The organism is Ruminococcus sp. XPD3002, from assembly GCA_900119535.1.
GTDB lineage: Bacteria > Bacillota > Clostridia > Oscillospirales > Ruminococcaceae > Ruminococcus > Ruminococcus flavefaciens_H.
On record FPJT01000010.1, the window covers coordinates 60,365 to 81,206 of the forward strand.

Genomic DNA, 20,842 nt, shown 5'->3' on the forward strand with positions numbered 1-20,842 from the left:
TATTCACCTTTTTTGTATTGACAAACACGGTGTAAAGTCGTATAATATTTATGAATTAAAAATGTATTGTTTTTAAATACTTTATTAAGGATACCTTGCTATGAAAAAATTTTTCAGTTCGGCAAGCACCTTTGTTCGTGCTCTGCCTGTTGTCATTCTCTTCGAGCTTCTTTTCCGCCTTATTATGGTGGCTATCGGAGCTCCCGCACTCACCCTCGCTCTTAAGCTGACTATGAAAGCCGCAGGTATAAGCTACCTTTCTGATGAACACGTTGTACTGTTCCTCATTCATCCTGTGACCATAGTTTCTCTTATTATATTACTGTTCCTTATCGGACTGTTCTCCTTTGTGGAACTATCCGCACTCGCCGGATGCTTCTCCTGCTATCACGAGCATAAACGAATGTCCGTTATGGGTATGATAAGGACGGGCTTCGGTTCATTCAAAAAGGCCTTCCGGGGTACGGGTATACTGCGTTTTCTGGCGTTCATGCTGTTCATGCCGCTGGCGCAGTTCACAATGTCCTCCGGTGTGTTCATGGCTCCGCTGATGCCTATACTGCGGAACATTTTCCGCTCTGTCTCGCTCAACAGCAAAATGGCGGCGGCAGTCTATATCCTTCTGAACCTGCTTTTCATCATGCTCATAGTAAGCAAGAGCTACAGCCTTCACTACCTTGTGCTTACGGACAGGAAGTTCGGAGACTGCGTAAAGCAAAGCAAAAAGAAAATCAATGGCAAGAAATCAAAAACTGCCGTTTCACTTATATTGTGGAGCTTCTCAATGATAGCTGCCGCAGCTGCGCTGACTTTCATTATAAGCTTCGTCATACTCCTCTTCATAAAGGGATTCTCTCGTCCTCAGCGCGCAGTTTCCGCTGCACTTAAGGTACTGAGATATGCGGGACAGATATTCTCGGCGATATCGGCTTTCATTTCTGCTCCTGCCATTATGTGCTGGCTGACTTCAAAGTTCTTCGCTGATGCCGAAAAGGAAGAGACTATCACCCTCCCCGACAGAGACCACCTCCCTATGAAACGCCTTCCGAGAGCTATCATTCTCACTGCATTCATCGCTGCTGCTCTCGCTCTTAACTTCACCTATATCAAATCGCTCTACAAGGGCAATATCAACCTCAATGTCGGTCTTCTCTCCGATACGCAGATAACCGCTCACCGCGGCGCTTCAAAGGCTGCACCCGAAAATACACTGCCTGCATTTGAAGCTGCTATCGAAAGCGGTGCTGACTATATCGAGCTTGACGTTCAGCTCACTTCCGACGGCGAACTCGTCGTATTCCACGATGAGAAACTCGACAGAACTACCGACGGTCAGGGCATACTCAGCAAGTACACCTACGAACAGCTCCAGCAGCTTTCCGCAGGTTCATGGTTCGGTGACGGCGTTGAATTTGCCGATACTAAAATACCGCTTCTGTCCGAGGTCCTCGACCTGACAGGTGACGACATTATGCTAAACATTGAGATAAAGGACCGCGGTGACGCTATCGCTACCGCCGAAAAGACCGTTGAACTCATCGAGGAATACGATATAGTGTCCTCCTGCTATGTTACTTCTTTCTCCTATAAGGCACTCAAAAAGGTGAAAAAACTCAACCCGAAGATCAAAACAGGTCTGATCGCTAATGTTGCAACTACCGCTTCATTCAGTCAGCTGAAATACATCGACGCTCTCAGCCTTAATCACCTCTTCGTTAATCAGACTGTTGTAAACTCCGCTCATCAGAACGGCAAGCGAGTTTTCGTATGGACTGTGGACTCTTCCTCCGATATGCAGCATGTTATTGCTCTCGGAGTGGACAATATTATCACTAACCGTCCCGAAAAAGCCGCTGAGGCTGTATACTCACGAAGCGTAGGTCAGACAGTTCTCACCGCTGTAAAAACTATTTTCGGAACATAAACCGCCATAATAAAGGATGAAAACTATGAATGAGAAAAATGAAGCAAGCATTCTCTTCCCGTATTATGAGGATACGGAATACAAACAGCTTTCAGAGTCCGCTTGTCACGACCTCGGACTCGATACCCTGTGCAAAACTCTTTCAAACGATCCGAAAGAACAAAGCCTTATCATGAATATCCTTTCAAATATGACCTCCGATCCCCGTGTTGCGGAGTTCAGACACGAGGTCTTCAAGGATATTCTCAGGCTTCCGCGCCTGAGAGAACGCCTTACCGAGCTTTTTGAAAGAATAGAGTTCATAAGGAATTTCAGCACCGTACATAAGGAATACGACGAGAAGCTCGGTCTTTGGCATCTCCTGCACCGACTCGATGAGCTTAATGACTATATCTGCTGCGTCGAAGCTATGAGAGAATGTCTTTCGGATGAGGATATCCGTTCGGCAGGTCTTAAAAAGTTCAAGGAGCATATCGACATCCTCTATGAGGATTCCTGCTTTGAAGCAATGAAAAAGGATATTGCCGAGCTAAAGGAAAAATCCTCAGCAGTTCAGAGCGTTACCCTCGGAGTAAACGTTAATCAGCGCTTCGAGGCTGTAAGTATGGGACTTATCTCCGTAAATGACAAACCGTTCAAAAAGTCGGGAATCGTCAGCAATTTTGCAGACGCTCTCGCTTCAAAGGATAAGATTCACAGCGGTACGGACTGGGACGGCGATATGCACTATCATCAGGTGGAAAAACAACAGAGCAGCAAGGCTGCGGAATTTATCGAAAGACTTGCAGGTTTTTCCGCTGTAAGAAGCAATCCGTTTATGGACGCAAGAGTAAGAGCCACAGTTATCAGCGCTCCCGACAGTGACGGCGTAAGCAACTCCACTTTCTATCTGGATAATATACTTAATAAAGTTCTCGATACCCTTGTGAGAAAGCTTCGCGATACTCTCACAAAATACGCAAATATCACTATACTCAATATATCTCAGGTGATCCCCGAATACATATACTATATAAAGTCAGCCGAATTTATAAGCAGATGCACCGAAAAGGGATTCACTTTCTGCGATCCTGTTATTTCCGATAACGATGCATCCATGCAGGCAAAAGGACTCTATAACCTGAAGCTTGCTGTTAACCATGAAAGTATGGCTGATATAGTTCTCAACGATCTCGATTTCGATACAGAACATACCGTTTACATCCTGACAGGCGCTAACCGCGGCGGTAAAACTACCATAACTCAGGCTGTGGGACTTATGTTCGTTCTTGCTCAGGGCGGTATCTCCGTTCCTGCTTCGTCATTCTCATATAATCCCGTTGACTGCATCTACACTCACTTCCCTGCCGACGAGGATAAAACTATGGACCTCGGCAGACTCGGTGAGGAATGTGTAAGATTCAAGGAGATATACTCCGCCTGCACAAAAGACAGCCTTCTCCTTCTTAACGAGACCTTCTCGACCACTTCTTTCGAGGAAGGCTATTACATCGCAAGGGATTCCGTAAAGGCTATACTCCGGAAGCAGATACGTACTATTTATAACACTCATATGCATAAGCTTGCCGCCGATGCAGAAGAAATGTCTGCGGAGGACAGTCCCGTAAAGGCTTCCTCTCTGATAGTCAGAAGCGAGGACGGCGTAAGGTCCTTCAAAGTTGAGGTCGCAAGGCCCGAGGGACTTTCATACGCAAGAGATATTGCCGAAAAGTACGGTGTTACCTACGAGATGCTCACAAGCTGAGTACCTCTGTATTTCGACAATTACCCGCGTTTTATGACGGCGTTTTATGACTTCGACTCTCTGTACGTTTTTTCTGCCATTACCGTCAAGATACGTTTTTTTATTTCATTGCATTGTGTCTCCTCCTGTGGTAATATAGACTTACTGAACTAAAGGAGGTATAAAATAATGAACAATAAAATTAAAGTGCTTATCGGTGATGATTCTGCAGGAACAGGCGTTAGTCTGGCAAATAAGCTCCGTGAAAAAGGTATCTATGCCTATACAAGACGCAAAGACTGCGGTATTATAGCGGATTCGGTAAAAAATGATCCACCTGATGCTGTTGTGGTAAGCGTTGACATGAACGGCGGAGATGCTGTTGAGCTTATGAAAAAGGTCCGCGGTATGGGTGTAAGATTCCCCGTTTTTATCGTAACTTCGGACATCGATAACGAATTCATCGAACGTCAGGTAACTGAAAACGGCGCTTCCGCTTTCCTTCTGAAGCCATACGATGCGGATGACCTGTATTCCGCTATCGATAAAGCCATCGGCAGCCGTGTGAACAGTCTAAGCGATGATATGGAGATCGTCGTTACCGACATGATACACCAGCTTGGAGTACCCGCACATATCAAGGGGTATCACTACCTGAGAACTGCGATACTCTATTCCATAGAGGATAAAAAACTGCTCGAAAGCGTGACTAAGCTCCTTTATCCTACTGTAGCAAATATCTACGATACCACATCTTCAAGAGTGGAACGTGCCATTCGTCACGCAATAGAAATAGCCTGGGACAGGGGAAACGTCGATATACTCAACTCGTTCTTCGGTTACACCGTTGATACCTGTAAGGGTAAGCCAACTAATTCCGAGTTCATCGCCCTTATTACGGATAAGCTCCGGCTGCGTTACAAGTCCGCACTGAGAAGAGCCTGAACCCTGTTCCATTGAAACAGCACGGAGGTGCATATATTGTACATCAATAATCCCATTGAAGATACTATCGCAGGAGAATTCAACAAGACCATCTGGAAAAAACTCCACAAAGCCGTGGAGCAGTACCGTCTCATTCAGGAAGGCGACAAAATTGCTGTCTGCATTTCTGGCGGTAAAGACTCGATGCTCATGGCACTCTGCCTGAGAAGACTCCAGCGGTTCGGGAATATACCCTTCGGGCTGGAATACATCATTATGGACCCCGGGTACAATCAGGTAAACCTTCAGAAGATACTCGATAATACAAAGCTTCTCGGGATAGATGCTAAGGTCTATCCCACACGTATTTTCAGTTCCGCAGAAAATACAGAAAAGCATCCCTGTTTCCTGTGCGCCCGTCTCAGACGCGGTTGGCTCTACAAAAAAGCTCAGGAACTCGACTGCAATAAAATAGCTCTCGGACACCACTTCGATGACGTTATAGAAACTATCCTCATGGGTATGCTGTACGGCTCGCAGATGCAGACCATGATGCCTAAGCTTCACAGCGAGAACTATGAAGGTATGGAGCTGATACGTCCGCTGTATCTCGTCAGAGAAGCCGATATCATTAAGTGGACCGAAAGGAACGCTCTCAGCTTCATACGCTGTGCATGCAGTGTCTCGGAGAAAAATGAAGCGGAAGGCAACGGCTCGAAACGTGCAAAGGTCAAGGCTCTGCTCAGTCAGCTGAGAGAGACCGATCCCGCTGTTGATATGAATATCTTCCGAAGTGCCGAGAATGTGAACCTTCAGACTCTCATATCCTACCACAAAGGCAACGATCGTCACCACTTCCTTGATGACTATGAGGACGGTATGACGATACGAGGAACTTTCAACAAAAAATCAACATCCGGAGAAAAAAATGTTGACAACTGTTGAGAAGTATGGTATAATGCTTATAAGAGTATATGTTTTTACCTGTTCATAAGAAAAACAGGATGTTCTATCCTGCTTAAATGAACGGCATTTATACCGACGGGCCATTTCCTCTCAGCGGTATTTTATCCGCAGCAAACCCGTCAGATATGATAACCGCTTCTTTAGTTGTAATAATCCCCATACATCACAAACTGCCGCATCTTCACAGGTGCGGCAGTTTGCTTTTATTATGAAAGTTCGGGAATAACACTCAGATGATATCAGGTGTACAAATTGACAGCATCAGTTTGTTGACAGGTGTCTCGGACATCCTGACAATTGTTTTATCTTTTTCCATATTTTTCTCCTCTCTCCGATATCCCTCGGAGTCTTTTTTTGCAACAAAAAAAGCGCAAGTCCGAACATGTATCCGGACTTACGCTTTCGCTACTCGATGCTATTATTTTACCACATCCAGCTTATTTTGTCAAAGGACATTGCTACGAATTCTTTCAACATCTTCCGCCATTCATTTGTACCTGTCCGCTCTGCACCTTGTTTCTCCCCCACTCCCCTGCCCGTAAAATAGCCTCAAAGAGGCAGGGGGGAGGGGTTAGCTTCGCATGGGAGGGAGGCTGTTGACACTGACGGGAGCTGTCCGCACTTCCCGTATAACACAGTACAAAAACGGAAAGAAGAGCAATGTAATATAGTTAAATATGTATTAAAAATGCATATCTGCGGTTGATAGTCCTGAGATAGAGTAAGACCATATCTCATCTGTCCCGTACTGATGAATGTGTACTTCTGAATGAAAAAAGCTATGACCACATAACAGAAAACGGACGTCCCATGAAAAGACGTCCGTTATAAAATGGTATTTTCTTGACATAGTAAAAATAGCTTACTTCACGTCGGGATAGATCCCCAGAAGGTCGTAAACAGCCTCTTTGGAACGGTATCCAACAGCCTGCTGATGGATAGCTCCGTCCTTGACTACAACGAGAAGCGGGATGCTCTCAACACGGAAAGCAGCTGCAAGCTCGGGCTGCTCGTCAACGTTTACCTTGCCGACTTTTACCTTGCCGTCAAGCTCCTCTGCGATCTCGGCAACGATAGGAGACAGCATTGTGCATGGTCCGCACCAGCCTGCCCAGAAGTCGAGAAGCACAGGCATACCCTTGTAGTTGCGTACCTCTTCATCAAAATTTTCCTTGGTTATTACTACTTCGTTCATATTGAACCTCCATTCTGTGGTGTTTTTTCGTCATCAAGTGATTTGTAGTAGAGCATACAATGACAGAAGCCTTCAAACTCGGGATCAGCTATCTGATCGCGGAACTCCTTGCACATACATTTGTTCTCGGGAGTCCTTGCCAGCCGGCACGGACAGTAGCCGTCCTTCATTTTAAGTCCTTCTTTTATTCTTGCTACTACTTCTTTGTCGGGATTGAGTGTAACTTTCATTGCCCTACCTCCTCCACACGGGATCACTTTAAGTGCTATACTCTTGTGAGCTGCATGTATATCTATTGAGGGAAACCCTTTTGAAAAAGGGTTCTCCCTCAAACTCCCTTCCTAAAACTTTCGCCTTGAAATTTTCAGCCTGATATATCCCTCTGCTATAACTATCAGGCACAATTATTAACTTTGGTGAGGGATATATCAGGCTGAAAATTTGGAGCAAAAAGTCTTTGGAAAGGGGGTGCGGGGGAAGAACCTTTCCTCAGAAAGGTTTGCCCCCGATAAGTACACATGTAACACTCCACAGGAGTATGCCCTTAAAATGATTCAATTATTTCATGAGCTCGTCTGCGAGAGCTTCGATCTGTGCAATATTTTCAGCCTTGACTGCTGACTTGATAGATACTGTTGTATCTGTCCATGTGATATTCTTCGACTTCTCGAACATTCCTTTCATTACCTTTGCAGCCATTGGTGCCCATGAGCCATTTTCGATAAGTCCGATGGTCTTGTTCTGATAATTTCTCTCTGTGAGGTCAAGAATAAAATGCTTCATGAACGGGAAGATGTCAGCATTGTATGTTGTTGTTGCAAGTACAAGCTTTCCGTAGCGGAAGCCGTCCTCTACACACTCTGCCATGTCCTCTCTTGCAAGGTCAGCTATTGCTACCTTCGGGCAGCCCTTCTCTGTGAGCTTTTCAGCAAGAAGCTCTGCTGCCTTCTTTGTGTTGCCGTATACAGAAGTGTAAGCAATGAATACGCCCTCTGACTCAACTCCGTAGCTTGACCATGTATTATAAAGTCCAAGATAGTATCCGAGGTCTTCCTTAAGAACAGGTCCGTGAAGCGGACAAATTGTCTGTATATCCAGTGCAGCTGCCTTCTTGAGAACTGCCTGAACCTGCATACCGTACTTTCCTACGATACCGAAATAGTAACGGCGAGCTTCACATGCCCAGTCCTCTTCAACGTCCAGAGCTCCGAACTTGCCGAATGCGTCCGCTGAGAACAGCACCTTATCAGTTGAATCGTATGTGAACATTACCTCTGGCCAGTGTACCATTGGTGCAAATACAAATGTGAGCTTATGCTTTCCAAGGTCGAGAGTGTCGCCTTCCTTGACTTCAAGCTTCTTGTCGCCGAGGTCAAGTCCCTCGAAGAAATTAGCCATGAATCCGAATGTCTTGTTGTTGCCTACAACTACTGTATCAGGGTATTCCTTAAGGAAATTGAGGATATTTGCCGAGTGATCGGGCTCCATGTGCTGTACGATAAGGTAATCGGGCTTACGTCCGTCAAGCACCTCACGGAGATTTGCAAGCCACTGATCTGTGAAATTAGCATCTACTGTATCGAAAACAGCGATCTTTTCGTCCATGATAGCGTATGAGTTGTAAGCCATGCCGTTAGGTACGATGTACTGTCCCTCAAAGAGATCCAGATCGTGATCGTTAACGCCTATATAGAAAATATCGTTTGTTACATTATTCATAATTATACCTCGATTCTTGATTTTTATAATTTTGACAGTTACATTATATCATAAAAGCGAAGCGTTATGATATAATTGTCCGATATGCAGGGAGCAGATCAGAGATCTGCGTATCTGCAAGGACATTCAGATAAATATATAATGAATGCTTTTGCATTTATTATATCATATTTTCAAAACACTGAATAGTGGCATTTGCAACAAATAAAAAGTTTTTTCCAGTATATCTTTACTAATTTCACTGTATACAATTTAATTTCTGCGACATAATATATATCGGGGTGATTCTTTAATGTTATGCTTTATTTCGGGAGTTTTTATAGGCGGAGCAGTTGGATTCTTTGCTTTTTCATTATGCGAAGCTGTAAAATTTGGTGAAAATATTACGAATAGTAAATATCATTCATAAAATATCGCTAATTTGTGCAACTTAACAAATTTGGTTTTACAATTTGTAATACTTGTGAAAAAAATTGAAAAATGTAGTATTTTTTAAGGTTATTTTAAGGTTTCTCATTTATAATGGTGATGCAATAGAAAATTTGAAAAAATTACAAACATAATCAAAGAGGTGATAACTATGGTATTACTTATTGTTAGTCTCCTGTTAGGAGGGGCGTCAGTTTTCTCATCTTTCTGTTTATGCACTGCAGCGAAATGGGCTGACGAAGCTAACACTACTAACAGTCTTTGATTTTTCTATGGCAGCTACAATTTTCTATTCGAATACTCTCTATCATATTTCCCTTTCCTTTGTTTAGGCGGTACAGACGACTGTGCCGTCTTACCTTTTAAATTTTTGTTTGTATATTCTAACCATAGCCTGACATTTCGTGATCTCTCTGCATCATATCACAAAAGGTCAGACTTTTTTATCATCAGATACAATTAAGGGGAAACCTTCTCTCTGGAAGGTTTCCCCTTTTTTTCATCTATATAGCCTTTATATCCGATTACTTGCCCTCGGGTACCTTTATCATATCCTTGCGCATATATGGCTGAAGTGCCTTTGGAATACGGATAGAACCGTCCTCGTTAAGGTTGTTTTCAAGGAATGCAATGAGCATTCTCGGAGGTGCAACAACTGTATTATTAAGAGTATGTGCAAAATACTTGCTGCCGTCTTCACCCTTTACACGGATTCCAAGACGTCTTGCCTGTGCGTCGCCAAGATTTGAACAGCTTCCTACCTCGAAATACTTCTTCTGACGTGGTGACCATGCTTCAACGTCAAGGCTCTTTACCTTAAGGTCTGCAAGGTCTCCGGAACAGCATTCAAGAGTACGTACAGGGATATCAAGTGTGCGGAAGAATTCAACTGTGTAGCTGTAGAGCTTGTGGAACCAATCCATAGACTCCTCAGGCTTGCAGACTACGATCATTTCCTGCTTTTCAAACTGGTGGATACGGTAAACACCGCGCTCCTCGATGCCGTGTGCGCCAACTTCCTTACGGAAACATGGTGAATAACTGGTGAGTGTCTTTGGAAGCTCTCCCTCAGGGATGATAGTATCGATGAACTTACCTATCATTGAGTGCTCGGAAGTACCGATAAGATAGAGATCCTCGCCCTCTATCTTGTACATCATGCCTTCCATTTCAGCAAAGCTCATAACGCCTGTAACAACGTCGCTTCTGATCATGAACGGAGGAATATAGTATGTGAAGCCCTTATCGATCATGAAGTCTCTTGCGTATGAAAGGATGCATGACTGGAGCTGTGCAATGTCTCCGCAAAGGTAGTAGAAACCATTACCGCTTGTCTTACGTGCGCTGTCGAGATCGATACCGTTTAACTTCTCCATGATATCAACGTGATAAGGCACTTCAAAATCAGGTACAGCAGGCTCGCCAAAACGCTCAACTTCAACGTTCTCGCTGTCATCCTTGCCTACAGGTACGGAATCGTCGATTATATTCGGAATGACCAGCATTATCTCACGGATGTCAGCCTCTGTCTTGACTTCAAGCTGTTCGAGTTCTTCAAGCTTCTTGCCGATCTCAGCAACCTCAGCCTTTACCTTTTCAGCCTCGTCCTTCTGACCGTTTTTCATGAAACCGCCGATTTCCTTGCTCTTGACGTTTCTCATATTTCTAAGGTTATCACATTCAAGCTTTGTCTCTCTGAACTTCTTGTCAAGTTCGATGACCTTGTCAACAAGTTCAAGCTTTTCGTCCTGGAACTTCTTTTTGATGTTTTCCTTTACCAGGTCAGGATTTGTTCTGATGAGTTTAATGTCTATCATTTTTCATTCTCCTTATTCTTCACCTGCAAGCTTTTCTGCAATAGCTGCAAGGTCTTCTTTATCATAAAATTCAAGGACTAATACGCCCTTATTTTTGCCGTAATCAACTTTTACCTTTCGTCCGAGACGCGCTTTGAGGGATATCTCCATTTCAACGAAATAGTTGTCTATCTTCTTGTCCGAACGCTTGTCATCTGCAGGTTCTTCGCCCTGTTTCTGTGCAAGCCGCTCTACCTGACGTACTGTCATTCCGCCGTCCGCAGCTCTTTCAGCTACTCCCACAAGGATGTCCTCGTTTTCAAATGCAAGGAGTGCCTTTGCGTGACCTGCCGATAATTCGCCGTTTTCAAGCATTTTCAGGACTCTGTCAGGCAGAGAGAGTATTCTTACTGCATTAGCGATCGCTGAACGTGAACGTCCCACCATTTTCGCTACCTTATCCTGAGTCATACCGTACTTTTCAATGAGCTCGTTATAACCGTTCGCCTCTTCAACAGGGTTGAGGTTCTCACGCTGAAGGTTCTCGATTATTGCTATCTGCATTGCTTCAACATCCGAAAGCTCACGGATATTGACAGGTACTTCGTCCAGACCGAGCATACGTGCAGCTCTCCAGCGTCTTTCACCTGCAACTATCTGATAGCTTCCTGTGCTCATCGGACGTACAAGTATCGGCTGAAGGATGCCGTGCTCTCTTATTGAATCAGCAAGGGCAGTTATTGCCTCGTCGCTGAAATTCTTTCTCGGCTGATCGCGGTTAGGTTCTATTTCGGAAGTCCGCAGTGTCTTTTTGACCTGAACTTCATTTGCATTATCGGGGAAAAGCATGTCAAGTCCTAATCCCAAACCACCTTTTGCCATCTGTTCACCACCTTAAACTACCGATTTAACGGTTACTTCTTTTTCTTGAACGAGAATATTCCCCTGCGCTTCTTCTTTGGAAGCTCAAGAGGTTCGCCCAGAAGCTCGTGTCCCAGTAATTCATAGGACTCTGCGCCCTTTGAGGACTTGTCATAGTACATCACAGGCATACCATGGCTCGGAGCTTCCGAAATTCTGACGTTTCTCGGTATTTTAGTTTCAAATACCTTTCCCGGAAAATACTTTTCTACCTCTGCTACAACGTCATTAGCCACTTTCAGACGTGCGTCGAACATGGTAAACAGTATTCCCTTTATTTCAAGCGCAGGATTGTAGTTGCTCTTGACTATTTTCACTGTATTTACAAGCTGTGAAAGTCCTTCAAGTGCGTAAAACTCAGCAAGCATAGGCACAATTATACTGTCACTTGCTACAAGAGCGTTTATCGTTATCGTGCCAAGTGCAGGGGGACAATCTATAAATATGTAGTCATAATCATTTCTCACAGTCAGCACCTGCATTTTCATGCGATTCACACGGTTATCCATGCTCACAAGCTCTATTTCCGCACCTGCAAGATCCTCAGTGGCAGGAACTACAGAAACGTTCTCGAACTCTGTTTCTATTGCAGCTTCGCTAATTCGGTTCTTGCCTACCAGCACATCATATGTAGAACTTTTAACTGACTTTTTCTTGATACCGAAGCCCGTTGTGGAGTTGCCCTGCGGATCAGAATCGATACAAAGTACCTTTTTGCCGCGAGAACCAAGATAAGCTGCAAGATTAACAACTGTAGTGGACTTTCCGACGCCGCCCTTCTGGTTAGCCACAGCTATGATTTTTCCCATAGAATCTTCCTTTCCGTTTAATACTATTATTATACCACTTAAAGCGTGATTTGTAAATATCAAATGGCGAATTTATTGTTCCACGTGAAACAAAAATATAAAATGTTCCACGTGAAACATAGTGCAAATTGTTTCACGTGGAACAATATCAGTGTTTTATCGGTATTCTAACTCTGTATTCTATGTAGTCCTCACTCTGTATTTTTCGGGAATCCGCAGATATTCCAGCTGCCTGCATAGTTTCGACCGCTTTATTTATCGTGTTGACAAATATCTTTACGTTCTGAAATACCTTTGAACGCTTCTTATACGCCGCTTTTTCACGCTGAGAACCTATGTATTCCTCAATGATATGTTCGGTACGTTCAACATTCAGATCGTTTTTTGCTACTTTTTCAAGTATCGTCAATCTGTCAGACTGACTTCCAAGCTTCAAAAGTGCTCGTGCATGACGTTCAGTTAGTCCATATTTCATTATGATTGCACGTTCGTCATCGGTCAATCTGAGCAATCTAAGCTTATTAGCAATCGTACTCTGTGCTTTTCCAAGCTTTGCAGCTGCATCTTCCTGAGTCATTCCGTAATTTTCAATCAGTTTTGCAATTGCTATCGCCTCATCAAAGAAGGACAAGTTCTGACGTTGAATGTTCTCTACCAGCGCAAGAACTGCGGAATTACTGTCACTTATCTCGTGAACAATACAGGGTACAACGCTCAAACCGCACATTATCGCTGCTCTCAGACGTCTTTCTCCAGCTATCAATTCATACCTCTCCCCCACTCTCCGTACTGAAAGCGGTTGTAAAATTCCATTCTGCTCAATTGACACAGCAAGAGCTTTAATATCCTCCTCAGTGAATCTTTTCCTCGGCTGATTCGGATTTGGAATTATCGATTTTACAGACACTTCAATTACCTTATTTATCGACTTTTCTTTTGTGAAATTTAAAAATCCAGACATATCAGTTCCTCGCTTTAATTTATTATGAGTACTCACTGATATAATTCTATCATCTGCGGGAAATAAAATCTATAAAAAAATTCCGCCTTTGTTCGACACAAAAACGGAATATAATACTATTTCAATTATTTTCAAAGCGTTTTTTTCTTTAACTGACTGCTGTTTCTCGGGTATTTTGTCGGTGTCTGCGATATTTTCTTCACTTTAACTATCCTTCGCTCTTCACCTTCAAGTTCATAACCGCAAATATCGGTCAGTTCACCGCCTAATATCTTTATCGCATTTTCGCCTTCAGAAACGTTCTCTGTAGGTCCTTTCATAGAAATGAAGTATCCTCCTACTTTAACAAAAGGAATACACAGTTCCGAAAGCAATGACATATTTGCAACTGCTCTTGCACATGAAAAATCAAATTTTTCCCTGTATTCAGACTTTTTCGAGAAGTCCTCAGCACGTCTGTGAATAAATTCTGCTTCTATTTCAAGCTTATCACAAAGCTGTTCAAGGAAGTAAATTCTCTTGTTCAGACTGTCAAGAAGTGTTATCTTCAAATCGCTACGGTATATTTTGAGCGGTACAGAAGGAAATCCTGCCCCTGTTCCAACATCTATGAGACTGCTTCCAAGTGGTATATCGCAATATCTGACCAGTAAAATACTGTCAAGAAAATGCTTTATAAGTATCTCTTTAGGATCAGTAATTGCAGTCAGATTAACATTATTATTGTACGCCACAAGAAACTCTGCATAAATATCAAGCTTCTTGTACTGCGATTCACTTAGTTCAAGTTCGTACTGCGAGAATAATTCACGTGAAAAATCATATTCAGGAAGCATTTTTTACTCCTTTTCTTTTGATAACCAGACAACCAGCATCGAGATATCCGCAGGCGAAACTCCCGATATTCTCGAAGCCTGACCAATCGATACTGGTTTTATTTTGTTCAATTTCTCGATTGCTTCAAGCCTTAGTCCGTATATAAGGCTGTAATCCATATCGCTTGGAAGCTTTTTTTCCTCGAGTTTACGCATCTGTTCGATCTGAACGAGCTGTTTTTCGATGTATCCTGCGTACTTTATCTGCAATTCTACCTGTTCTGCTACCTCAAATGGCAGTTCAGGACGCTTTTCATCAAATTCTACAAGGTCATTATAGCTTATCTGCGGTCTGCGTATCAGGTCAGCAAGCTTACAGCCTGTTGAAAGCGGAGCTGTACCCTTGCTTTCAAGAAACTCGTTCAGTTCCTCGGATGGAGCAATATTAGTAGCAGAAACTCGCTTTATTTCGGCTTCCGTGAGCTCAATTTTCTTGTTTAGCACTTCAAGTCTTTCATCAGAGATGAGTCCTATTGCGTGACCAATTGGCGTAAGGCGCTGATCTGCGTTATCCTGACGAAGAATCAGTCTGTATTCGCTTCGTGAGGTCATCATTCTGTACGGATCGGAGCATCCTTTTGTTACGAGATCATCTACAAGAGTACCGATATACGAGCTTGCGCGGTCCAGTATCATCGGTTCTTTTCCGTGTATTTTAAGCGCCGCATTGATGCCTGCAACTATTCCCTGTGCAGCCGCTTCTTCGTAGCCTGAGCTTCCGTTGAACTGTCCTGCACCGTAAAGTCCTTCCAGCTTTTTGAACTCCAATGTCGGAAGCAGCTGAGTCGGATCGCAGCAATCGTACTCAATTGCATACGCAGGACGCATGATCTCAACGTCTTCAAGTCCGTCTATTGTGCGTAGGAATGCAAGCTGTACGTCCTCGGGAAGTGACGATGACATTCCCTGTAAATAGTACTCTTCTGTTGTCATTCCCATTGGTTCAACGAACAGCTGGTGTCTCGGTTTATCAGAAAAACGTACTACCTTGTCCTCGATTGAAGGACAGTACCTCGGACCGACTCCCTCTATTCTGCCTGAGTAAAGAGGGGATCTGTCGAGGTTTGACAGTATTACTTCATGGGTTTTACTGTTGGTATAAGTTACATAACAGCTTACCTTGTTTTCAAGTCCCTCCATTGGTGTTTCAAATGAAAACGGTACTATTGTTTCGTCGCCGTCCTGACGTTCCATAATGTCAAAATTGATACTTCTCCTGCTTACTCGGCAAGGTGTACCTGTCTTGAATCTGCGAAGCTCTATCCCATGATCTGTGAGACTCTTGGACAGTCCTCTGCTTGGCAAAGCAGCATCAGGACCGCTCTCGTAAGACACTTCACCAATATGGATCTTGCCCTTAAGGTAAGTTCCTGTTGCTATAATGACTGCTTTTACGCCATATTCAGCTCCAAGGGACGTTCTGATTCCAACAATTTTATCGTTTTCGGTAATTATTTCTGTTATTTCGCCCTGTTTCACGTAGAGTTTTTTCTGTTTTTCGCAGACATGTTTCATGTATTCATGGTATTTTACTCTGTCCGCCTGAACTCTCAGACTGTGTACAGCAGGTCCCTTTCCGCGGTTCAGCATACGGCTCTGGATGAAACATTTATCCGCAGCCTTACCCATTTCACCGCCAAGAGCGTCTATTTCACGCACAAGATGGCCTTTGGCTGTACCTCCTATAGAGGGATTACAAGGCATATTTGCTATCTGATCCAGCGATATGGTGAACATAACTGTCCTGCAGCCAAGTCTTGCAGAAGCAAGAGCTGCTTCTACGCCTGCATGACCTGCGCCCACAACAGCTACATCAAAATCACCCATTTTATATGACATATCGATACCCCTTTGAATTGTTCCACGTGGAACATTATTTTCCTACACAAAAACGTGAGAATACTTCATCAACTACTGCATCCGTTACCTTTTTACCGGTGAGCTGAAGCAGATACTGCTCAGCTTCGTCTATAATAACGTTGACCGCATCAAGCATCTGACCGTTCTGAAGCTCCGAAAGTGCTTCATCAGTACACCTGAGTGCAGAGTCAATGCATTGCTTCTGACGCTCATTGGCAGCACATACAGACGAAAATGCATCGGGATCAAGTCGGAACAGTTCCTCCACAGCCTTATGGAGATCATCAATACCATTATTCTCCTTAGCGGAAATATATACTATATGTTGAATTGATTTACTTATCTCAGTTACATCAAGCTTCTGTTCAACGTCAGATTTATTAATAACAGCAATGCATTTCTTTTTGTTAATTTTATTTATTAAATATTGATCGTCCTCTGTGAGCGGACAACCTCCGTCAAACACTGCAATGATAAGTTCGGATGAATCCACAAGCTTTTCCGCAATGTCGATACCGATCCCCTCGATCATATCATCAGTATCGTGTATACCTGCGGTGTCTGCAAGGCGAAGGGTTATATCTCCAAGGCGGACTGACTCCTCGACCACATCTCGTGTAGTTCCTGCGATCTCGGTAACGATACTTCTCTCGCATCCGCTGAGACAGTTGAACAGTGTGGACTTACCCACGTTCGGACGTCCCACAATTGCAGTAGCAACACCCTCACGGAGAAGTCTTCCGCTGTCATAGTGTTCTACAAGAGAGAAAAGCTCGCCCCTTACATCGGTCAGTTCACTGATGAGATTTTCGGTACTGACCTCGGGAATGTCCTCGTCGGGATAATCCGCCCATGCAGCAAGGTCTCCCAGTATTTTCATGAGGGCAGCGGAGCACTTCTCCGCCTTACGGAAAGCAGCTCCCTCTCTGAGAGACTCAGCCATCCGCAGCTCCCTTTCGCTCTTTGCCGAGATTATATCCATTACTGCTTCCGCCTGAGTAAGGTCAAGTTTTCCGTTCAGGAACGCCCTTTTCGTGAACTCGCCTGCCTCTGCGTTGACTGCACCGTTTTTCAGTGCCGCACGGAGAATACGCCTTGACACGTAAAGACCTCCGTGACATGAAAGCTCGGCAACATTCTCTCCTGTATAGCTGTGGGGCGCACGGAAAACAGTGAGGATGCAATCGTCGATACGTTCATCGCCGTCGTGAGCGATACCGTAAGCGCAGGTATACCCATCCATATCGGCGACGCTTTTCCTGCTGAGGGGACGGAAGATCTTCTCTGCGACCTCTATGGCATTATCGCCCGAGATACGTATCACAGCGATACCGCCTGAAGCGTTCGGGGTAGATATCGCAGCTATGGTTGACAATATGACCACTTCCTATCATTGAATAAAGGAAATGCACAGCGGTAAAAGTACCGCCGTGCATTATAGTTCCGGGCTTTTATCAAAGCTCTATCTTTCCGTAGAGACCGCCTTCCATTGAGTCTTCCGGCTTTGGCTTCTTGTAATCCTTTTCAAAGCTTGTTGAAAGGTCGATAGCTCTTGGCTCGAATGGCTCGCGCGGACCTCTTCTTCTGTTGTTGTTATTTCTTCTGTCACCGCCGCGTCCGTTTCTTCTGTCGCCGTCATTGTGTCTGCGTCTGTTGTTTGGTCTTGGGTTATTTGAAGAAATGATTATCTTTCTGTAAGGCTCTTCACCGACTGAACGTGAAGAAACACCCTCGATCTCTGATATAGCGGAGTGGATAACTCTTCTTTCGTAAGGATTCATTGGCTCGAGCGGCTGTGATCTGCCTGTACGGAGTACAGACTTTGCAACCTTTGCTGCAAGCTGCTGGAGAGTTTCCTTTCTCTTGCTGCGGTAGCCGAGACAGTCGATAGTAATACGGAAGTAATCCTTATCGCCCTTGTTAGCTATGATAGAGCAGAGATACTGGAGTGAATCAAGAGTCTCACCGCGGCGTCCGATGATAGTGCCGTTGTTGTCGCTCTCGATATTGATAACAGCGCCTGTTTCGTTCTGATAGATGCTGAAACCTGCATCAACGTCCATAGCGCGGAGAATGCTTGTGATATAGTCCTTAGCTATCTTTACCTTTGGATTAAGAAGGGACTCATCCTCGATAAGAGTGAAGTTATCGATAGAGAACTCAGCCTCGTCTTCTTCTGCGGGAGTAGCATAGTGAACTTCCTCGGCAGCCTTTTCTTCAACTGCTTCGATAACGGGTTCAGCAGCTTCGCTTACTGTCTCAACAGCAGCTTCTGCTGTTTCTTTAACTTCCTGAACGGCTTCTGAAACAGTCTCTGTAACTGCTTCCTTTACTTCTTCTGCCTTTTCCTCGGCAGCGGAAACAACATTGCTTACAGTCTCGGCAGCCTTAGCTGCGGGAGCTGACTTTACAGGAGCAGCATCTGCAACTGTTGCCTTTACCTTAGCATCTGATTTGCCTATTCCAAGAAAACCTTTTTTTCCTTCATCGAGGACCTCAAATTTAATTTCGCTGATACTTTTTCCGAATTTCTTTGCTGCAAGAGCCTTAGCCTCTTCAACACTGTTAGCTGTAAATATTTCAGTCATATTTATACCTCCCTGAGGAATCAATCCTCTTTGTCATTCTCGTCAAAATCGTCCCCGTACTTTTCTGCCATACGTTTTCTTGCTTCTTTTATGCGGTCGCGGTTCTGCTTATTCATTTCCGATCTTGAGATCTTATCTCCGTTTTCATCAACTCTTGCCTTGTTGAGTTCTTCATCATAGATAGCCTGCTGTTCCATGATCTTCTGCATGAAGGTCTTCTTGCCTGGGTGCTTTTCAGCGTACTCTTTAGCCTTAGCCTTTTCCTTTTCGTTGATTGCCTTGATCCTGTCGATAGTGAAATACTGGTTAAGTGCGAATGTGATGATAAAGTTTACAATTGCGCTGCATATCCAGTAGAAACCGATACCTGCAGGGAATGTGAAAGCGAGCCATATAGACCATAATGGAAGAACGAGAGTCATTCCCCACATACAGCCGCCTGCCTGCATTGTAGGATTTACTTTTTTCTGATGAAGCTGCGAATAGATAGAAGATATGAGCTGTGCTACACCTGCCGCAAATGGGATGAGGCAGAGAACAAGAGCTTCTTTGGTCCATTCTTCGGGGTGGAGATTCGGTGTCTGACCGAGATTAGCTCCGAAGATAGTGAATTTTTCATTGAAAGCGCTTACCTTATCGAGGAAATCCTCGCCGAGGTTTGCGAATTTTGCAGGAGTTTTGCTGAGCTGCTCCATAGTATAGAGCTCACATCTGAGGTTCTTGAAGGAAAGTTCCTTTCCGCCGCCCTCTACGATGAGCTTTGAAGCGACTTCTACAGCAGCCTCTCTTACAGATCTGCTGATACGAAGGATATGAGTTATCGGCTTATAGATAACATCGATAACTCCGAAGAGCATAAACATCTGAAGAAACATAGGAAGACAGCTTCCCATCGGGTTATAGCCTTCCTGCTGGTACAGCTTCTGCTGTTCCTCCTGAAGTTTCTGCGGATTGTTTGCATAGCTTTTTTTCAGCTTATCCAGCTTTGGCTGGAGCAGCTGCATGCGTGATGTACCTTTCTGGTTCTTATATCTTATAGGAAGCAGTATAAGGTTAGCCACGACAGTAAACAGTATGATGGAAACAGGGTAGTTTCCGCAGATCTTATAAATGATCCGCATAAGGTATCCGAAGGGAACACCTACGATATCATAAATACTCAATTTTCATATACCTCTCTGTTGCTTGTATTCTGCTCATCATGCTCAACGGAGAGATCATTAAGGTAATCATATTTTTTTACTTTGAAAGTAAATTTCTCGGGTACATGGTCGATCCCGCCCATAGACCAGGGATTGCAGCGCAGTATCCTCCATACGCTCAGGAGAAGCCCGCCTATAGCGCCATGCTTTTTAAAAGCGGTAACTGCATAGCAGCTGCAAGTAGGATAGTATTTACATCTTGCAGGCGTATAGGGAGTTACAAACTTCTGATACAGCCTTATAAGACCGATAAAAATATATTTCATTTATCCTTCCTGTTGTTCATAAGCTTCTTAACGCCTTTATTGACCTCGGGAACGCCGTATTTCCTCATGTATTCGCAGTATTCATCCGACTTTATCTCGCAGAGACGGCTTCTCGCAACGATCACTACATCTATCCCCACGGGAAGATCGATCTCAGACTGGTAATAAGCGAGACGGATAAGCCTTTTCGCTCTGTTTCTGCAGACAGCGTTGCCTATCTTTTTTCCTGCCGTTATTCCAAGGCGGTTATAAGGGCGATTATTCGGGCGGAAATATATCACAGAATACTTTGATGTGATATATCTTCCTTTCTTGTAAAGGGTAAGGAAGTCTTTGTTATCCTTAAGAATTTCCGTATAAAGCATAATAATAATTTTTAGAAGAACAAGATATATCCTGTTCTAACAAAAAAGACCACAAAAAATCAATTTTTGTGGTCAGCCTCGTCAGTGAGTTAATCTTGCTCTGCCCTTAGATCTTCTACGAGCTAAAACCTTTCTGCCGTTCTTAGTAGCCATTCTCTTCATGAAGCCGTGCTCCTTCTTTCTGTGGAGCTTCTTAGGCTGATATGTTCTTTTCATTTCAGTGTCCTCCTCTCTTCTCAGGTGTATACAAGAGCCTTCCCCGAAATACGGAAAGCTCAGGCTTACAAACAAATAAAAGTCATACGGACATAGTTATCCG

The 20,842-nt window shown here is 44.0% G+C and carries 19 protein-coding genes; 4 read left to right on the forward strand and 15 right to left on the reverse strand.

Annotated features, from left to right (window positions below; genetic code table 11):
- Positions 1-100: 100 nt before the first annotated feature.
- The 4 genes from BT127_RS10325 to BT127_RS10340 all read left to right on the forward strand — a co-directional run bounded on the left by BT127_RS10325 (position 101) and on the right by BT127_RS10340 (position 5,516).
- Positions 101-1,924 carry a glycerophosphodiester phosphodiesterase family protein gene (locus tag BT127_RS10325; RefSeq protein ID WP_075424918.1) on the forward strand — a complete coding sequence of 608 codons (1,824 nt, stop codon included), beginning with the start codon at positions 101-103 and terminating at the stop codon, positions 1,922-1,924.
- 25 nt (positions 1,925-1,949) lie between these two features.
- On the forward strand, positions 1,950-3,668 hold the full coding sequence (locus BT127_RS10330; protein WP_075424919.1) for a MutS-related protein: 1,719 nt from the start codon (positions 1,950-1,952) through the stop codon (positions 3,666-3,668).
- Between the two features lie 168 nt (positions 3,669-3,836).
- Positions 3,837-4,592 carry a sporulation transcription factor Spo0A gene (gene spo0A, locus BT127_RS10335; protein WP_075424920.1) on the forward strand — a complete coding sequence of 252 codons (756 nt, stop codon included), beginning with the start codon at positions 3,837-3,839 and terminating at the stop codon, positions 4,590-4,592.
- A gap of 36 nt (positions 4,593-4,628) precedes the next feature.
- Positions 4,629-5,516, forward strand: coding sequence for a tRNA 2-thiocytidine biosynthesis TtcA family protein (locus BT127_RS10340; RefSeq protein ID WP_075424921.1), 888 nt, complete (start codon positions 4,629-4,631; stop codon positions 5,514-5,516).
- Positions 5,517-6,399: 883 nt separating this feature from the next.
- Here the strand turns inward: BT127_RS10340 and trxA are convergent.
- The 15 genes from trxA to rpmH form a co-directional block, all read right to left on the reverse strand.
- A complete protein-coding gene (trxA, locus tag BT127_RS10345) occupies positions 6,400-6,732 on the reverse strand; it encodes a thioredoxin (protein ID WP_075424922.1) in 333 nt (110 codons plus the stop codon).
- Positions 6,729-6,962 (reverse strand): ferredoxin-thioredoxin reductase catalytic domain-containing protein, encoded by a 234-nt coding sequence (locus tag BT127_RS10350; RefSeq protein WP_075424923.1) that lies wholly within the window; start codon positions 6,960-6,962, stop codon positions 6,729-6,731. The genes trxA and BT127_RS10350 overlap by 4 nt, the downstream gene beginning before the upstream one ends.
- A 328-nt stretch (positions 6,963-7,290) precedes the next feature.
- A complete protein-coding gene (locus BT127_RS10355; protein WP_075424924.1) occupies positions 7,291-8,451 on the reverse strand; it encodes an FprA family A-type flavoprotein in 1,161 nt (386 codons plus the stop codon).
- Positions 8,452-9,404: 953 nt separating this feature from the next.
- Positions 9,405-10,697 (reverse strand): serine--tRNA ligase, encoded by a 1,293-nt coding sequence (gene serS / locus BT127_RS10360; protein ID WP_075424925.1) that lies wholly within the window; start codon positions 10,695-10,697, stop codon positions 9,405-9,407.
- 12 nt (positions 10,698-10,709) lie between these two features.
- A complete protein-coding gene (locus BT127_RS10365; protein WP_075424926.1) occupies positions 10,710-11,558 on the reverse strand; it encodes a ParB/RepB/Spo0J family partition protein in 849 nt (282 codons plus the stop codon).
- A 32-nt stretch (positions 11,559-11,590) separates the two neighbouring features.
- Positions 11,591-12,406 (reverse strand): ParA family protein, encoded by an 816-nt coding sequence (locus tag BT127_RS10370; protein WP_075424927.1) that lies wholly within the window; start codon positions 12,404-12,406, stop codon positions 11,591-11,593.
- A 148-nt stretch (positions 12,407-12,554) separates the two neighbouring features.
- On the reverse strand, positions 12,555-13,367 hold the full coding sequence (locus BT127_RS10375) for a ParB/RepB/Spo0J family partition protein (protein ID WP_075424928.1): 813 nt from the start codon (positions 13,365-13,367) through the stop codon (positions 12,555-12,557).
- Between the two features lie 131 nt (positions 13,368-13,498).
- On the reverse strand, positions 13,499-14,203 hold the full coding sequence (gene rsmG / locus BT127_RS10380; protein ID WP_075424929.1) for a 16S rRNA (guanine(527)-N(7))-methyltransferase RsmG: 705 nt from the start codon (positions 14,201-14,203) through the stop codon (positions 13,499-13,501).
- Between the two features lie 3 nt (positions 14,204-14,206).
- Positions 14,207-16,081, reverse strand: a complete 1,875-nt coding sequence (mnmG, locus tag BT127_RS10385) for a tRNA uridine-5-carboxymethylaminomethyl(34) synthesis enzyme MnmG (RefSeq protein ID WP_075424930.1) — start codon at positions 16,079-16,081, stop codon at positions 14,207-14,209.
- A gap of 34 nt (positions 16,082-16,115) precedes the next feature.
- Positions 16,116-17,477, reverse strand: coding sequence for a tRNA uridine-5-carboxymethylaminomethyl(34) synthesis GTPase MnmE (gene mnmE, locus BT127_RS10390; RefSeq protein WP_075424931.1), 1,362 nt, complete (start codon positions 17,475-17,477; stop codon positions 16,116-16,118).
- Between the two features lie 79 nt (positions 17,478-17,556).
- Entirely contained in the window at positions 17,557-18,690 is a 1,134-nt protein-coding gene (gene jag, locus BT127_RS10395; RefSeq protein ID WP_075424932.1) for an RNA-binding cell elongation regulator Jag/EloR, read from the reverse strand.
- A 20-nt stretch (positions 18,691-18,710) separates the two neighbouring features.
- On the reverse strand, positions 18,711-19,853 hold the full coding sequence (locus BT127_RS10400) for a YidC/Oxa1 family membrane protein insertase (RefSeq protein WP_318257221.1): 1,143 nt from the start codon (positions 19,851-19,853) through the stop codon (positions 18,711-18,713).
- Positions 19,850-20,158, reverse strand: coding sequence for a membrane protein insertion efficiency factor YidD (gene yidD, locus BT127_RS10405; protein WP_075424933.1), 309 nt, complete (start codon positions 20,156-20,158; stop codon positions 19,850-19,852). Before yidD ends, BT127_RS10400 begins: the two co-directional genes overlap by 4 nt.
- Positions 20,155-20,523: a ribonuclease P protein component gene (gene rnpA / locus BT127_RS10410; RefSeq protein WP_075424934.1), complete on the reverse strand. Its 369-nt coding sequence runs from the start codon at positions 20,521-20,523 to the stop codon at positions 20,155-20,157. Before rnpA ends, yidD begins: the two co-directional genes overlap by 4 nt.
- Positions 20,524-20,604: 81 nt before the next feature.
- Positions 20,605-20,739 carry a 50S ribosomal protein L34 gene (gene rpmH / locus BT127_RS10415; protein ID WP_009986162.1) on the reverse strand — a complete coding sequence of 45 codons (135 nt, stop codon included), beginning with the start codon at positions 20,737-20,739 and terminating at the stop codon, positions 20,605-20,607.
- Between the last annotated feature and the right edge of the window lie 103 nt (positions 20,740-20,842).

Excerpts from the sequence above, each read along its gene's own strand:
- BT127_RS10325 (WP_075424918.1), top strand. The coding sequence starts at position 101 with ATGAAAAAATTTTTCAGTTCGGCAAGCACCTTTGTTCGTGCTCTGCCT.
- BT127_RS10330 (WP_075424919.1), top strand. The coding sequence starts at position 1,950 with ATGAATGAGAAAAATGAAGCAAGCATTCTCTTCCCGTATTATGAGGAT.
- spo0A (WP_075424920.1), top strand. The coding sequence starts at position 3,837 with ATGAACAATAAAATTAAAGTGCTTATCGGTGATGATTCTGCAGGAACA.
- trxA (WP_075424922.1), bottom strand. The coding sequence starts at position 6,732 with ATGAACGAAGTAGTAATAACCAAGGAAAATTTTGATGAAGAGGTACGC.
- BT127_RS10350 (WP_075424923.1), bottom strand. The coding sequence starts at position 6,962 with ATGAAAGTTACACTCAATCCCGACAAAGAAGTAGTAGCAAGAATAAAA.
- BT127_RS10355 (WP_075424924.1), bottom strand. The coding sequence starts at position 8,451 with ATGAATAATGTAACAAACGATATTTTCTATATAGGCGTTAACGATCAC.
- serS (WP_075424925.1), bottom strand. The coding sequence starts at position 10,697 with ATGATAGACATTAAACTCATCAGAACAAATCCTGACCTGGTAAAGGAA.
- BT127_RS10365 (WP_075424926.1), bottom strand. The coding sequence starts at position 11,558 with ATGGCAAAAGGTGGTTTGGGATTAGGACTTGACATGCTTTTCCCCGAT.
- BT127_RS10370 (WP_075424927.1), bottom strand. The coding sequence starts at position 12,406 with ATGGGAAAAATCATAGCTGTGGCTAACCAGAAGGGCGGCGTCGGAAAG.
- BT127_RS10375 (WP_075424928.1), bottom strand. The coding sequence starts at position 13,367 with ATGTCTGGATTTTTAAATTTCACAAAAGAAAAGTCGATAAATAAGGTA.
- rsmG (WP_075424929.1), bottom strand. The coding sequence starts at position 14,203 with ATGCTTCCTGAATATGATTTTTCACGTGAATTATTCTCGCAGTACGAA.
- mnmG (WP_075424930.1), bottom strand. The coding sequence starts at position 16,081 with ATGTCATATAAAATGGGTGATTTTGATGTAGCTGTTGTGGGCGCAGGT.
- jag (WP_075424932.1), bottom strand. The coding sequence starts at position 18,690 with ATGACTGAAATATTTACAGCTAACAGTGTTGAAGAGGCTAAGGCTCTT.
- yidD (WP_075424933.1), bottom strand. The coding sequence starts at position 20,158 with ATGAAATATATTTTTATCGGTCTTATAAGGCTGTATCAGAAGTTTGTA.
- rnpA (WP_075424934.1), bottom strand. The coding sequence starts at position 20,523 with ATGCTTTATACGGAAATTCTTAAGGATAACAAAGACTTCCTTACCCTT.
- rpmH (WP_009986162.1), bottom strand. The coding sequence starts at position 20,739 with ATGAAAAGAACATATCAGCCTAAGAAGCTCCACAGAAAGAAGGAGCAC.